We start from the raw sequence: 14288 nt of genomic DNA, 5'->3' as shown, positions 1-14288 counted from the left end.
GCGGGGGCCCCGGCAAGTCGGTGGGAGGCGCTTTCCGCGCGGGGCGCGCCGGGAGGCGGCGCCCGCGGACGGAGACGAAGGCCCCGTAGGGGGACGTTTGCTGACCTGAGGCCCCCGTTTGCAGCAGCAGCGGTTACGGTGCTGACGTACGTGATCGAGGGGGAGGGACCATGCCCGGAACCGTGCTGCTGCTCGCGGCCTCACCCGTGGGCAAGGGGTGTCTGGTGGACGCGGCGTCCGTGCTCCCCGTGCTCGCGGCCGTGCCGCCCGCCGTCCTGGCCGGCACCGACACGGCCAACGTCGTCGAACTCGCCGATCCGCTGGAGCCGCAGGCCGTGCTGACCCGGCTGCGGGCCGCGGCGGCGGCGCCCGGACCGCTGACCGTGTTCGTCGCCGGACAGCTCCAGCTCGACCGCAGGCAGCGGCTGCCGCACCTGGCGCTGGCCCGTACGACGCCGTCGACCGTGCGCTACACCGGCTTCCCCTGGCACTGGTTCCGCGAGGAGCTGCGGTTGCGGGCGGCCGGGACGACGACGCTGCTGCTCGACCTGCACGCGGACGCCGAGACCTGGGGATGGCTGCGGGGGCGGGGGCTGGAGTGCGGGGCGGGCGTCGCCGTGTACGGGCGGGTCGCGCCGCCGGCGGGGCGGCGGAGGGTGGCCGCGCCCACGTACATGAAGGCGGTCGCCACCGTGCTGCGGAGCGGAGGGCGGCCGACGCCGGAGCAGCTGCACCAGACGGCGCTGGCGCGGATCGCGGGAGAGGGGGAGGTGGGGGACCTGGTGCTGTGGGGTGCGGGGCCGGTGCCGGGCGGGGTCTCCGTGCCCGCGGGTCCCGTGCCGGGTGGAGGCCCCGTGCCGGGTGCGGGCTCCGTGCCGGGCGCGGGTGGGGGTGCCCCGGGTGAGTTCGCTCCCGTCGGCCCTCCCCTTCCCGTCCCCGGGGGCGGTGCCATCGGCCCCCTGCCGCCGGTCCCGGACGGGTCTCGCCCTCGGACGCCGGACGGGTCGGCGGACGAGCCGGCGGACGACCCCCACGCCCGTATCGCGGCGGCCGTCCAGGCCGGCGACCATCCCGCCGCCGACGATCTCGCCGCCGGTCGGGAGCAGGCCGCGCTCGTCGCGCACGGGGCCGGGTCGGAGGAGGCGTTGCACTGGTCCGAGGTGCGGGCTGACCTGGCGATGTTCGCGGGCGACGCCGAGCGCAGCTGCCGTACCTGGATGGCGGTCGCGGAGGCGAGGCTGAGCGCGGGGCAGCCCGCCGACGCGGCGCCGGTCGAGGCGGCCGTGGACCGGGCCCACCACCAGTGGGGGCGCATCACGGACCGGAGCCGGGCCCGCGATCTCGGCCCGGCGCTCGCGGAGCTGCGCGGCCGGGTGCCGGGCCGCCGGCAGGGCGCCCTCGACCACGTCCGCGAGCAGCTCCGCCAGCTCCAGACGCAGGGTTAGGACCGGTCAGGGCCGGTCAGGACCGGCCCGTATCCGGGGCTGGTCCGGCCGGCTGCCGGGCCCGTCGACCGTCGGATCCGCACCGTCTCCTGGCCGGGTCCGGTCCGGCCGGGCGTCAGCCGCGTCCCGCCTCCGGCAGCCGGGGCCGCCGTGGCGTGTCCGCGTGCCTCACTCGCCGGCCTGCTCCGCGCCGGTCGACAGCCGGGGGGTGTCCGTGGCGGGGGCCGGGACCGCGTTGGCGGCGGTGACGAGGGCCGCCACGGCTATGAGGGCCGCCGCGAGGGCCCTGGCGTACCGCCACGAGGGGCGCCCGTGGGGTGCGGATGTGCGTTCCTGCACGGCAACCTCGCAACGTCGGCGGCGACCAGGGGCGAAAAGCGACGGTGGACAAAAAGCGGGAACGGCAGCGGCCGTCGCGTCAACCGTGTATTAAGCATGCTTAACACGCCGTTTAACCTAGGGGCTGCGCAAGCCGAACGGCAAGAGGGTCAGGGGTAGTTGAGGGTGATTCGGGCCGTGGGCGAGCGGGACGAACCGGAGGTCATCGGACGCCGGGTGCAGCGGCTGCGGGTCGAACAGGGGCTCACGCAGCGCCAGCTGGCCGAGCCGACCTACACCCCGGCCTACGTCTCGACCCTGGAGGCCGGCCGGGTGCGGCCCTCCGACGAGGCGCTCAAGCACATCGCGGAGCGGCTCGGCGTCGACTTCGAGGAGCTGGCCACCGGCCGCTCCGCCCGGCTCGTCACCGGTCTGCGGATGCGCCTCACCGAGGCCCAGCGCGCCCTGGCCACCGGGGAGGCGGAGCAGGCGGCGCGGCAGTTCGCGGAGCTGCTCGCGGAGACCGAGGAGCACCGTCTCGTCGAGGAGCAGGCCGCCGCCCTGCTGGGGCTCGGGGAGTGCGGGATCGACACCGGCGAGCTGGAGGCGGCCCGCGGGCACTTCGAGCGGGCGGAGCGGTGTCTGGCGCACGCCCCGCTCCCGGCCCGCGTCCCCGCCCTGCGCGGCCGGGCCGTCGCCCACTACCTGGCGGGTGAACTCCGTTACGCCGTCTACCTGCTGGAGTCCACCCTCGACGAGCTGAACCGCGGCGGCCTGCACGACCCCGACGCGCTGCTGCTGCTCTACGCCTCCGTCATCGGCCCCTACATGGACATGGGCGCCCAGGCCCGCGCCGCCCAGGCCGCGGAGTTCGCCCTGGCGCTCGCGCCGCAGGCGGGCGATCCCGCCCTCGTCGCCCGGATGCACCGCTCGGTGGCCCGCACCCTCCTCGCCGAGGGCCGTCTCGCCGAGGCCGACGCCTCCCTGGCCAAGGCCGCCGAGCTGTACCGCCGGCTCCAGCTGCGCACCGAACTCGCCAACTGCCACTGGATGCGCGGCTACGTCTACGCCCAGAACGACGAGCTGGAGCGGGCCGAGGACGAGCTGAGGCAGGCGCAGGCCATGCTCTCGGCCCAGCGCGCCGCCCTCTACACCAGCCAGGTCGCCGTCGAGCTGGCCGACGTCCTGCACCGCCGGGGCAAGTCCGAGGAGGCCGCCGCCCTGCTGCACGGGGTGCTCGACGACCTGTCCTCGGAGCGCGGCGCCGTGCACGCGGCCGGTGCGCACCGGCTGCTCGGCATCATCGCCGAGGACGCCCGCGACACCGACGCGGCCGAGGAGCACTACGTCCGCGCCCTGAGCCTGCTGGAACGCGCGGGCGCCGCCGGCGACCTCGCCGACCTGTGCCGTCTCCTCGGCGACCTGCTGCGCCGCAACGGCCGGGTGGAGGCCGCCCTGGACGCCTACCGCACGGGCCTCGGCCACCGTACGGCCCCCGGCACGACGACCCTGGGACCGGCACCGGCCCAGCCGCCCCTGTGACCCCCGCGGGGCCTCCCGCCGGGTTCCGGCCCGCACGGGACGCTCTCCGCCGAAGCCGGGTTCCCGCACCGGCGGCGTCGCCGACGGGCCGCACCGTCCGGCTGACGGGGGAGGAGGCCCGGGGAGGCCTGAGCCGGGTCGGTTTCCGGCGCCGGTCGGGCGGTACCCGGCGGGTTGTGAGCAGTCCGGAGCCGGACTCCCGGAGGGAGGTGAACGCCGTGCCGGAGGACCGGGACCGGGAACGGGCCGCCGAGGTGATCGCCCGGGAGGTGCGGGGCGCCGAACCCCGGGACGTGCCGGAGCGGCTGTGCGCCGCGGCGGTACGGCTGCTGCCGGTGATCGGCGCGAGCGTCTCGCTGCGCGGTGAGGGGGTGCCCGTGCCGGTGAGCGCGAGCAGCGAGCGGGCCGCGCACCTGATGGAGGTGCAGGCCACGCTGGGTGACGGCCCCTGCCTCGCGGCGGCGGAGACCGGAGCGCCGGTGTTCGCCGCCGACCTCACGGCGGGCCGGGACGCCTCGCGCTGGCCGGTCTTCGCGCAGCAGGCGGCGGCCGCCGGGGTCCGGGCGGTGTACGCGCTGCCCCTGGGCGACCCGGCGGTGTGCGTGGGCACCCTGGACCTCTACCGGGACGTCCCCGGCGAGCTGGCCGCCGACGAGGTCCGTACGGCGCGGCTGGTGGCGGACTTGCTGACGACGGCCCTCATGGCCCTGCCCCACGACGAGGACGCCGGCCGGTACGGCGACGGCGTCTGGCTGAGCCCCCTGGCCACCGGTCACGACGGCGTGCACCAGGCGGTCGGCATGGTCATGGCCCAGCGGGGCGTCCACCCCGACGAGGCACTCTCCCTGCTGCGGGCCCACGCCTTCGCGCAGGGCCGCACGGTCATGGACGTGGCCCAGGAGGTCGTGGCCGGCACGGCCCGCTTCGACCCGGACTGAGCCGGCGCCCGACGGTCCCGGCCCCTTCCGGACCCGCCCCTCACACCTGCACCCGCCCCTGCCGGCGCACCTCGGTGAGGCGTTGCACGCCCAGCTGGACGGCGATCTGGGTCGCCTCGTTGGGGACGTCGGTGAGGCCGCCGTTGGTGAGGGCGAAGGTGTCCTGGCCGGCGCGGACGGCGGCGACGTCGAGGGCGAGGGCGACGGGGTCGCCGTCGGTGCCCCAGTCGGTGAGGGTGACGCGCAGGCCCTGGCGGACGTCGCCCACCTCGGGCAGCGACTGCCCGGTGACGGTGGCGTCGAGGACCGTGCCGTCCGGTGCCTTGGCGGTGAACCGGGCGCACTTCCGCGGCAGGGTCTCCAGCCAGGCGAGGGCGCGGTCCGCGTCGGCGGGCCGCCGGTCGGAGACCTGGTAGCGGAGCTGGGCGCCGGTGTCGGCGTCGTCGAGGGCGACGACCGCGCGGGGCGGGGCGCCGAGCAGTTCGTCGCTGTAGAGGCCGTCGAGGAGTTTCTGGCAGTCGGCGGTGGGGGTGGTGGCCTTGAGCATGCCGTCCCGCCAGGTGGCGGCGCCGCGTGTCGGGGTCCAGGGTTCGCCGAGGTCGGTGCCCGTGAGGAGCGCGGCGTGCGCCTGCGCGTCGGTGAGGACGGAGGCGGCGGCCGGCACGCTGGGCCGGGCCGGGGCGGACTTCTCGACGGTGGGCAGGGCGCGCCGGGCGGTCGGCGGGTGCTCCAGCCCGAGGGTGGCGCAGGAGGTGACGGCGACCAGCGCGGCGACGGCGAGGACGGAGGCGAGGAGGGTGCGGCGGGTCATCGGGGGCCTCCTGGAGTGGCCGGTGCGCACCGGATCGGATGACGCGGGGCGAGGGGGAGGGGGGAGGGGGACGGGAGCCCTGGGGCCCGTGGGGGTCCCCGCCCCGGCTCGCGGAAGTGCTCCCTCCCACGGCACCACCGCCGCCCCCGGCCGACCAGCGCGGTGGTCCGTCCGGGGCAACCACCGCCCCGCCGGCACCCCCCGGCCGCCTTCCTCACGACGTCGCCGGCACCCGCCCGGCCGCCTTCCCGCCGATGCCGCCGCCGGGGCGTGTCCCGGCGGCGCACCGGCCGACGGACGGCGGACGGCGGACGGCCGGGCCGGAGGGAGCCGCCGGACCGGGACCGCCGGACCGGGACCGCCGGGCCGGGAGCGCCCGACCGGGAGCGCAGCCCGGGGCCGGCTTCCCGCCGAGTCCACCTTCCTTCCGGCACCGCCGCAGTGCGTCCCGGCGGCGCACCGGCCGACGGCGGCGGGCGACGAACGGTGGTGGGCGACGGACGGTGGTGGGCGGCGGACTTCCGGGGTGCCGCCGGGCCGGAGCCGTTGCCCCGGAACCGTTGCCCGGAGCTGCCGGGACGGGCCCACCGGGCCGGGGCCCGCCGGATCAGGGCCCGCCGTCCCCGGCCCGCCGCGCCCGTCGCGGAACGCGGGGCCGGACCGCGGCCCGCTGCGTAGGGTCACCGGGGTAACCGCCTCGCCCACCGCACACCGCCCACAGAGGAGCACCGCCGTGACCGGTCAGCCCATTCCGGTGATCATCGACTGCGACACCGGGGTCGACGACGCCCTGGCCCTGCTGTTCGCCGTACGGCATCCGGGGCTGGACGTGCGGGCGATCACCTGTGTGGCCGGGAACACCGACGTGGACGGCGTCGTCCGCAACACCTTGACGGTGCTGGAGCAGGCCGGGGCCGGGGACGTCCCGGTGGCGCGGGGGGCCGAGCGCCCGCTGATCGAGCCGGTGCGCACGGCACGGCACGTGCACGGGGCGGACGGGATGGGCGACCTCGGGCTGCCCGCGCCCACCCGCCGCCCGGTCGACGTGGACGCGGTGACGCTGCTGCGCCGCGAGATCCTCGCCTCGCCGCGGCCGGTGACGCTGGTCCCCACCGCGCCCCTGACCAACATCGCCCTGCTGCTGCGCACACACCCCGAGGTGGTGGGCAACATCGAGCGGATCGTGTTCATGGGCGGCGCGGTGGCGGCCGGCAACGCGACGGCGGTCGCGGAGTTCAACGTGTGGCACGACCCGGAGGCGGCCGCGATCCTGCTCACGGCCGGGGTCCCGATCACGATGTACGGCCTGGACGTCTTCAAGAGGGTCCTGGTCCCGGCCGCCGACGTCCAGCGGCTGCGGGCCAGTGCGGAGCCGCGCCTGCGGATGGCGGGCGAACTCCTCGCCCACCGCGACCCGGCGACCTCGGGCGACCCCACCCCCACGGGCGGCCTCGGCGACGCGGGCGCGGTCTGCGCGGTCGTCGACCCCGGCGGCCTGACCACCGAACCGCTCCCCGTCGAGGTGAGCCTGGCCCCGGGTCCCACTCGGGGGCAGACCGTCGTCGACCGCCGCCCCCGCCACGGCGAGTCCGAGATCCACCACGGCACCCGCGAACAGACCCTGGTGGACGTGGGGCTGGGCGTGGACGCGGAGCGGTACGTGAAGCTGTGGCTGACGGTCGTCGAGGGGGCTTAGGGGTGTACTGACCTCCGCGTGCCGAGAAAGGAACGGACAGGGGGGATTTCTTAGGACTACACTCCTTAGGGGTGTGGTCCTAAGGAGTCCTCTTGCCCTTTCAGCATCGGCGGGACAAGCCGTCGCGCGTGTTCGACCGCGGTACCGAGTGGGACGCGCTGGCCGCCTTCGCGGGACGACCGGTCCCGCACGCCATGCTCGGGATCGTCAGCGGCCGACGGCGCATGGGCAAGACGTATCTGCTAAGGGCACTCGTCGAGCAGTACGGCGGTTTCTACTTCGGTGCCACGGCGGCGACGGAGGCCGAGTCCCTGCGGCAGTTCAGCTCCGCGCTGGCCGAGTTCACCGGCTCTCCCGTGTCCTTCTCCTTCGCCACCTGGGACGATGCGGTCTCCTATCTCTTCGGGGTCGCCGCCCCCGAACGCCGGGCTGCCGGTGGGGCGACGACGGACGCCCCGCTGCTCGTGGTCATCGACGAGTTTCCGTACCTGGTGAAGGTGGCTCCGGAACTGCCTTCACTCATCCAGCGTGAGATCGACCGTCACCAGGTGGAGGAGAGCCGTATGCGGTTGCTCCTGTGCGGTTCGGCCATGTCCGTCATGGGCGGGCTGCTGGCCAGTACCGCTCCTCTGCGTGGCCGGGCGCAGCTGGAACTGGTCGTACGGCCCTTCGGATACCGGGCCGCTGCGGACTTCTGGAGCGTCGGCGACGACCCCGCGCTCGCCGTACGGCTGCACGCCGTCCTCGGAGGCACTCCCGCATACCGTCGTCAGTTCCTGGCGGACGACGTGCCGGTGAGCATGGGCGACTTCGACGACTGGGTCTGCCGCACCGTCCTCGCACCGTTCAGCCCGCTGTTCCGGGAAGCGCGGTATCTGCTTGCCGAGGAGGCGGACATCCGTGACACCGCGCTCTATCACTCGGTGCTCGCCGCTGTGGCGCAGGGCAACACGACGCGAGGTGGCATCGCCGGTTACATAGGGCGCAAGTCCGTGGACATCTCTCATCCGCTCAATGTCCTGGAGGACAGCCACCTGCTGGCGCGGGAGACGGACGTTTTCCGGGCCGGGAAGTCCCAGTACCGCATCACCGAGCCGCTGATCAACTTCTATGAGGCCGTCATGCGCCCGGCCTGGGCACGCCTCGAGAGCGGACAGGCCGCAGAGGTGTGGGCGCAGTCGTCCGAGCGCTTCGCGGCCCAGGTGGCCGGTCCGCACTTCGAGGCCGTGTGCCGGGAGTACGTGCTCGGGCCGGGGCGTTCTCTGCTCGGCACGTCACTGGGAGAGGTCGGCCACGGGGTGGTGACCGATCCGAGGGAACGCCGGCAGATCCAGGTCGACGTGGCCGCGGTCGAACCGGGATCCGGGGGGACCAGGGCCGCCGTCACCCTGCTCGGTGAGGCGAAGTGGGGGACGGTCATGGGTCTGAACCACCTGGAGCGGCTCCGCCGGGCGAAGGATCTCCTGACGGGACGAGGCATGGACACCACGCGATGCGGACTGGCCTGTTTCAGCGCCGCGGGATTCAGCGACGCGCTCAGGGCCGAAGCGGAGCGAGGCCATGCCCTGCTGATCGGGCTCGACGAACTCTACGGTCGTGCGATGCCGACGGCCATGCCGTCCTGACGGGTGGGACCGGGCTCAGGGAGCCTCGTGCGGGAACCGCGCCGGTCGACGGCGAGGGGCGACGGGAGGAAAAACCGGCCGCCCCGCGCCTCGGAGGCGTCGGGGCGGCCGGTCCGCGAGATCGCCCACCGCGGTTCGCGGCAGGGTCAGGCCTGGCTGCTGCGGGTGACGGCGACTCGGTGAGCCGCCGTCACCCGCACGGCGGTCGGGGCGCTACGCCTGGCTGCCCTTGCGGCGGCGGGTCGCCACGACGATCGCCGCGCCGCCCAGGAGCAGGGCCGCCGCGCCGCCCGCGATGACGGGGGTGTTGCTGTCGGCGCCGGTCTCGGCGAGGTCGCCGCCACCGCCGTTCGGGGTGGGGGCCGCGGCCGGGGTGGACTCCGAGGCGGAGGGCTCCGGCGCGGAGGGCGACGGGGTCCCCGCGGGAGCGGTCTCCGAGGGCGTCCCGGTGGACGGCGTCGACGGCGTCGACGGCGGGGCCTCCGTGGACGGGGAGGCCGGCGGCTGCTCGGCGGCGGGCGGCTCCTCGGCCGGGGGTTCCTCGGCCGGCGGCTGCCCGGCCGGGGTGCAGTCCTTCGTGCCGCCGTTCCAGGCCGCGATCAGCTTGTCCTTGATGACCGGGCGGTCCGGGCCCTCGGGCAGGTCGCCGTGGTCGAAGCCGTCCTTCGCGTCGAGCCTGCCGTCGAACTTCACGGCGCCCCGGTAGAGGTCGATCTGCGCGTGGCAGCCCGCGTCGGGCACGGCGATGTCGAGGGTGGCGGTCTCACCGGCCCGGACCGTCACGGTGTCGAAGTCGACGAAGACCTGCTTGCCCGAGGTCCGGAAGTCCGGGCCGTGGGCCAGGTAGGAGGCGAGCGAGGCGGTGCAGGTGGTGGCCTTGTCGGCGGCCCGCACGGTGAGGTGGACCTGGCCGTCGCCGGTCGGCTTCAGGTTCTGGTCGTCGACCTTGACGGAGTCGTGGAAGCGGACGCCGTCGAGGGAGAACTGGCAGCGGTCGGTCTCCGTCTCGGTGCCCGCCCCGGTGCCCGGCTGGTACTGACCGCCGGACTTCCAGCCGTCGCCGCCGGGCGTCCCGGTGCCGGCCCAGGCCCCGGAGGCGGCGGCGACGGACGCGGTGCACAGGGCGAGTGACACGGCGCCCGTCCCCAGCAGGCGGCGTACGGAAACACGTCTCGCTATGGACATGCGATTCCCATCTTGGCGAGTGCGAGTGCCCGTCACGGCGGCGTCGCGGCACGGCGATGCCCGGGTGACGGCGCAGTTCGGCGGTTCGGAAGAAACACCGGGCCCATCGGTCACATGCGCCACGGCGTGCGCTCATCGTGGGTCGCGGAGCGGAGGCCTGTCAACCTGCGTCAAACACAGGGGAGTTCAAGATTCCGTCACATCTCCCCCACGTACGGAGTGATCCACTCCGCAAGGGGCGGACGTTCGCCTTCCCGGCAAAGTGGACAGGCTGGTGGACGTGACCGACTTCGTGCCCGACTTCGTGCCCGCACCCGGGACGGACCAGCCGTCCACCCCCGACTTCTCCGCCCACGACCCCCACTGGTGGCGCCAGGCCGTCGTCTACCAGGTCTATCCGCGCAGCTTCGCCGACGCCGACGGTGACGGCGTGGGCGACCTGAGGGGGATCACCGGGCGCCTCGCGCACCTCGGCGCGCTCGGCGTCGACGCGCTCTGGCTCAGCCCGTTCTACCCGTCCGAGCTGGCCGACGGCGGCTACGACGTCATCGACCCCCGCGCCGTCGACCCGCGCCTGGGCTCCCTGGCCGACTTCGACGCGCTGGTCGCCGAGGCCCACCGCCTCGGGCTGAAGGTGATCGTCGACATCGTCCCCAACCACACCTCGCACCGGCACGCCTGGTTCCGGGAGGCCCTCGCCGCCGCCCCCGGCTCCCCGGCCCGCGACCGCTACGTCTTCCGCGACGGGCGCGGCGCGCACGGCGAACTCCCGCCCACCGACTGGCGGTCGGTGTTCGGCGGCAGCGCCTGGCAGCGCGTCCCGGACGGCCAGTGGTACCTGCACCTCTTCGCCCGCGAGCAGCCCGACCTCAACTGGGACCACGACGAGGTCCGCGAGGACTTCCGCACCACCCTGCGCTTCTGGGCGGACCGGGGCGTCGACGGCTTCCGCGTGGACGTGGCGCACGCCCTGGCCAAGGACCTGACCGAGCCGCTGCGCGACCTCGGTGCCGCGGGGGCGGGCGCCGAGGACGTGCTCGCGACCCTCACCCCCGGCAGTCACCCCTTCTACGACCGCGACGAGGTCCACGACGTCTACCGCGACTGGCGCCGCGTCCTGGACTCCTACTCCCCGCCCCGTACGGCGGTCGCCGAGGCCTGGGTGCCGGGCACCCGCCGCGCGCTGTACGCCCGCCCCGACGAACTGAACCAGGCCTTCAACTTCGAGTACCTCCAGACCCCCTGGGACGCCGAGGCGATCCGCGAGGTCGTCACGTCCTCGCTCGCCACGGCCCGCGCGGTCGGCGCCTCCGCGACCTGGGTGCTCTCCAACCACGACGTCGTGCGCCACGCCTCGCGCCTGATGCTCCCGCCGGGCACGGACGAGAACACCTGGCTGCTGTCCGGCGGCCGCGCCCCGCACGTCGACGAGGAGGCAGGCCTGCGCCGGGCCCGCGCGGCCACCCTGCTGATGCTGGCGCTGCCGGGGTCGTCGTACGTCTACCAGGGGGAGGAACTCGGCCTGCCCGAGGTCGCCGGCCTGCCCGTGGAGGTGCTCCAGGACCCGCTGTGGGAGCAGACGGGCCGGGTCCGCAAGGGCCGCGACGGCTGCCGGGTGCCGCTGCCGTGGACGACCACGGGCCCGTCGTACGGCTTCGGCGCGGGCGGCGCGTGGCTGCCGCAGCCGGAGTCCTTCGCGCGGTACGCCGTCCAGGCCCAGGACGGCACGGACGGCTCGACCCTGGAGCTGTACCGCACCGCCCTGCGCCTGCGCCGCAAGCTGCTGGACGGCGAGGAGCTCACCTGGGCGCGGGAGACCCCGCCCGGTGTGCTGTCCTTCGCCCGCTCGGACGGCTGGCGGTGCGTCACCAACCTGTCGGACGCGCCGGTGCCGTGTCCGCCGGGCGAGGTGCTGCTGAGCAGCGCCCCGCCGGCCGGGGACGGCGGGATCGGCCCGGACACGACGGTGTGGCTGGCCTGAGGCCGCCGGTCTCACCCCGTCGGTGTGGGGGCGGGCGCCGGGGCGACCCCGGCTCCCGCCGCCGCGGCGTCGATGTCCACGGGCACGGCCGTGGCGGTGGGCGGCGGGGTGAGGACGACCATCGGCTGGCCCGCGGGCGGTGGCGGCGGGGTCAGGTCGGAGCTGGGGAGCTTCGGCGGGGTGGTCTGCTGGAAGAGGGTCTGCTCGAAGTCGACCAGACCGGTCTTCTCCATCACCGTGATGTGGTCCAGGACGGTGTCGTTGGCCTGGTCGGCCAAGGCCCGGATGAGGGTGTTCTTGGTGGTGGAACGGACCTTCGCGATGGTGTTGAAGATCGAGCCGTGCGTCATGCGCAGGATGTTCGCGAAGTCGACGTCGAAGTCCTTGCCTGTCTTCGCGTTGATCTGGTTGACGAACGCCACCTGCTGCGGACTGGCCACGTTGGGCAGGGTGATGTTCAGCATGGGCGCCATCTTGCGGCAGGTCGTGTCCAGGGCGGCGTGACCGTCGATCAGGTGCTCGCTGGCCGTCTTGACCGCCGGGCTCTGCCCCTTCTGCAGTCCGATCACTCCGAGGGGGTACTCCCAGAGCCCGGCCGCCCGCACCTTGACCACGAAGTCCCGGTCGCCCTCCGTCAGGGGCCCCCACTGGGTGTTGGCGATGATCCGGTCGCCCGAGGTGGACACCGTGTCCAGCCCCAGCATCGACGGATAGGCCAGAGCCGCGAGGGTCAAGCTCAGGGCGCCGCCCACGAAGGCAGTTCCCATCGCGTTCCGCGAAAAGCGCACCGTTCCTCCTGCCTGATCGGGAACACCGCCCGTACTCGTCCGTGCCCGGCGGGGTCCAATACCCAGGAGTACGGACGAACGGCCGCCGGAACTCACCGCTTCCGGCAAAACTTGTCGTATCAGCCGACGGGGGAGGGAGTCGCCGTGCCGGAACGGGCGAGGGTGACCGCACTGACGTACTACCCGGTGAAGAGCTGCGCCGGGGTCCCGCTGTCCGGGACGCGGATCACGCCCGACGGGCTGCCGCACGACCGGGCCTACGTGATCACCGACGAGGCGGGGGGACCGCGCTGGCAGGGCGGCGACCCGGGGATGGCGCTGATCGTTCCCCGGCTCGTGGACGACGGCGCCGGGCTGGTCCTGCGCGCGCCGGGCCGGGACGCACTCCGGGTCACCGGGAAGGACGAGGCGGACGAGGAGGTCGTCGAGGTGCCGGGACAGCCGTACGGCGCGGTCGACCAGGGCGCGGAGGCCGCCGCGTGGGTGAGCGGGGTCCTCGGCCGTCCGAGCCGGCTGCTGCGCGTGCGGCCGGTCCCCGGCGGCACCGCGGCCAACGACAGCCGCCTGCACGTGGTCTCGCGCGCGAGCCTGGACCTGCTGAACCGGCGCCTGGCCGCGCGCGGTGCCGCCCCGCTCCCCATGAACCGCTTCCGCCCCAACGTCGTCGTGGACGGCTGGGACACCCCGCACACGGAGGACACCGCCGCCCGCCTCCTGGTCGGCGACGCCCGACTCGCCCTCACCGAGCTGACGGTCCGCTGCGCGATCACGATGGTCGACCAGGAGACGGGCCGCAGGGCGGGTCCGGAACCCCTGCGCACCCTGGCGGACCACCGCCGCGCGCAGGACGGCGGCACCGTCTTCGGGGCGTACTTCAGGGTGGTGCGGGAGGGGAGGGTGGCGGTCGGGGACGCGGTGGAGGTCCTGGACGCCGCGGAGGCCTAGGGCCTTTCGTTCGAATCAGGCCGGGCTCGCGGGCCTGGGCACCGCACCCCGCCGCGTCGTCGTCGGTCGCCAGGGCTCCGCCCTGACTCCCTCCTCCGCCTCGCGAGGCACGGCACCGGACCCCGCTCCCCGATCCGGCCTGGTCCGAACGAAAGACCCTGGGACCGGGATCGGAACGAGGCGCTCGCCGTTGTGGAGTGACGGGGTGTCGGGTCCCGTTCGTCAGGGAGGGGGTGAGTGCGACCGACAGGTGGGGTGGGGCAAGCCGAGGCTGGTCGAGGACGGGCCCGGGAAACGGTCCAGGTGCTACGGCGCGGGCGGCTTGCCCGGCGGCTCCCAGCCGTGGGTGAGGATGTCGAAGACTGCCTCGACGGCGGCCCGGCGGTCCTGCCGGCCGCGAGCGAGCACCGGGATCTCGAGTACGAATCGGGCGAGAGCCACACATGCGAGGTCGTCGTGCCCCACGCCGGACTCGTCGGCGATGACTGCGCTGAGGCTGTCGGTGTACCGGGTCCACATGCGTTCGGCGTAGGCGCGCAGCGCCGGCGTCGAGTTCACCAGGTCGGTGAACTCGGCCGCCTGGGGATGTGCCTCGATCGACGGCCAGGTGTCCAGGACGTGCTGTCGAAGGGCATCGAGGATGCTCTGATCGGAGCGGCGCTGCCGCACCGCGGCGATCAGCTGCGACTCCCGGTCGTCGTCCTGGTCGAACACCAGTGCTTCCTTGCCGCTGAAGTGCTTGAACACCGTAGCGGTCGACACGTCGGCGGCGTCGGCGATGTCACGGATGCTCACCTGATCGTAGCCGCGCTCCAGGAAGAGTCGCAGTGCGGCGTCGGCGATCGCCTGCCGGGTGGCCGCCTTCTTGCGGTCGCGGCGGCTGACAGAGGGCACAGTCATGACTACAGCGTACTCGATAGTCGAATCAGTCGCTAAGTAGAGTCGTTGCACTTTTCTACTCGCTCTGATTCCATGGATCTGCGCGAGCACCTGGGCGGCACGTCCTCGTCGGCC

General features: G+C 74.5%; 12 protein-coding genes. 7 read left to right on the top strand and 5 right to left on the bottom strand.

Going from position 1 to position 14288, the window contains the following annotated elements; translation table 11 throughout:
• Nucleotides 1–170 precede the first annotated feature (170 nt).
• Nucleotides 171–1445: a hypothetical protein gene (locus tag ACZ5FU_RS10380; RefSeq protein WP_451530410.1), complete on the top strand. Its 1275-nt coding sequence runs from the start codon at nucleotides 171–173 to the stop codon at nucleotides 1443–1445.
• 168 nt (nucleotides 1446–1613) lie between these two features.
• Here ACZ5FU_RS10380 and ACZ5FU_RS10375 read toward each other — a convergent pair whose 3' ends face one another.
• Nucleotides 1614–1784 (bottom strand): hypothetical protein, encoded by a 171-nt coding sequence (locus ACZ5FU_RS10375; protein WP_451530409.1) that lies wholly within the window; start codon nucleotides 1782–1784, stop codon nucleotides 1614–1616.
• A 177-nt stretch (nucleotides 1785–1961) separates the two neighbouring features.
• On the opposite strand from ACZ5FU_RS10375, the gene ACZ5FU_RS10370 reads away from it, so the two are divergent.
• The gene (locus ACZ5FU_RS10370; RefSeq protein WP_468834124.1) at nucleotides 1962–3305 is read left to right on the top strand and encodes a helix-turn-helix domain-containing protein; all 1344 of its coding nucleotides are present in this window, start codon (nucleotides 1962–1964) and stop codon (nucleotides 3303–3305) included.
• Nucleotides 3306–3523: 218 nt separating this feature from the next.
• Nucleotides 3524–4243: a GAF and ANTAR domain-containing protein gene (locus ACZ5FU_RS10365; RefSeq protein WP_469045205.1), complete on the top strand. Its 720-nt coding sequence runs from the start codon at nucleotides 3524–3526 to the stop codon at nucleotides 4241–4243.
• Nucleotides 4244–4283: 40 nt separating this feature from the next.
• Here the strand turns inward: ACZ5FU_RS10365 and ACZ5FU_RS10360 are convergent, their stop codons facing one another.
• On the bottom strand, nucleotides 4284–5054 hold the full coding sequence (locus tag ACZ5FU_RS10360) for a hypothetical protein (RefSeq protein WP_451778382.1): 771 nt from the start codon (nucleotides 5052–5054) through the stop codon (nucleotides 4284–4286).
• A gap of 733 nt (nucleotides 5055–5787) precedes the next feature.
• On the opposite strand from ACZ5FU_RS10360, the gene ACZ5FU_RS10355 reads away from it, so the two are divergent.
• The gene (locus tag ACZ5FU_RS10355) at nucleotides 5788–6750 is read left to right on the top strand and encodes a nucleoside hydrolase (protein WP_469045204.1); all 963 of its coding nucleotides are present in this window, start codon (nucleotides 5788–5790) and stop codon (nucleotides 6748–6750) included.
• Between the two features lie 92 nt (nucleotides 6751–6842).
• A complete protein-coding gene (locus tag ACZ5FU_RS10350; protein WP_469045203.1) occupies nucleotides 6843–8375 on the top strand; it encodes an AAA family ATPase in 1533 nt (510 codons plus the stop codon).
• A gap of 213 nt (nucleotides 8376–8588) precedes the next feature.
• On the opposite strand, the gene ACZ5FU_RS10345 is transcribed toward ACZ5FU_RS10350, so the two are convergent.
• Entirely contained in the window at nucleotides 8589–9560 is a 972-nt protein-coding gene (locus ACZ5FU_RS10345; protein WP_469045202.1) for an LAETG motif-containing sortase-dependent surface protein, read from the bottom strand.
• A 280-nt stretch (nucleotides 9561–9840) separates the two neighbouring features.
• Between ACZ5FU_RS10345 and ACZ5FU_RS10340 the strand changes: the two genes are divergently transcribed.
• Nucleotides 9841–11541 (top strand): glycoside hydrolase family 13 protein, encoded by a 1701-nt coding sequence (locus ACZ5FU_RS10340; protein ID WP_451530402.1) that lies wholly within the window; start codon nucleotides 9841–9843, stop codon nucleotides 11539–11541.
• Between the two features lie 11 nt (nucleotides 11542–11552).
• On the opposite strand, the gene ACZ5FU_RS10335 is transcribed toward ACZ5FU_RS10340, so the two are convergent.
• Nucleotides 11553–12308 carry a DUF4142 domain-containing protein gene (locus tag ACZ5FU_RS10335; RefSeq protein WP_451530401.1) on the bottom strand — a complete coding sequence of 252 codons (756 nt, stop codon included), beginning with the start codon at nucleotides 12306–12308 and terminating at the stop codon, nucleotides 11553–11555.
• 183 nt (nucleotides 12309–12491) lie between these two features.
• Here ACZ5FU_RS10335 and ACZ5FU_RS10330 point away from each other — a divergent pair, with 183 nt between their 5' ends.
• Nucleotides 12492–13274 (top strand): MOSC domain-containing protein, encoded by a 783-nt coding sequence (locus ACZ5FU_RS10330; RefSeq protein ID WP_468834134.1) that lies wholly within the window; start codon nucleotides 12492–12494, stop codon nucleotides 13272–13274.
• Nucleotides 13275–13580: 306 nt separating this feature from the next.
• Here the strand turns inward: ACZ5FU_RS10330 and ACZ5FU_RS10325 are convergent, their stop codons facing one another.
• The gene (locus tag ACZ5FU_RS10325; protein WP_468834138.1) at nucleotides 13581–14174 is read right to left on the bottom strand and encodes a TetR/AcrR family transcriptional regulator; all 594 of its coding nucleotides are present in this window, start codon (nucleotides 14172–14174) and stop codon (nucleotides 13581–13583) included.
• Nucleotides 14175–14288 lie beyond the last annotated feature (114 nt).

The organism is Streptomyces sp. NPDC031554, from assembly GCF_055580685.1.
The sequence above is the reverse complement of the archived record's forward strand: the minus strand, read 5'-3'. Positions and strand labels throughout refer to the sequence as shown.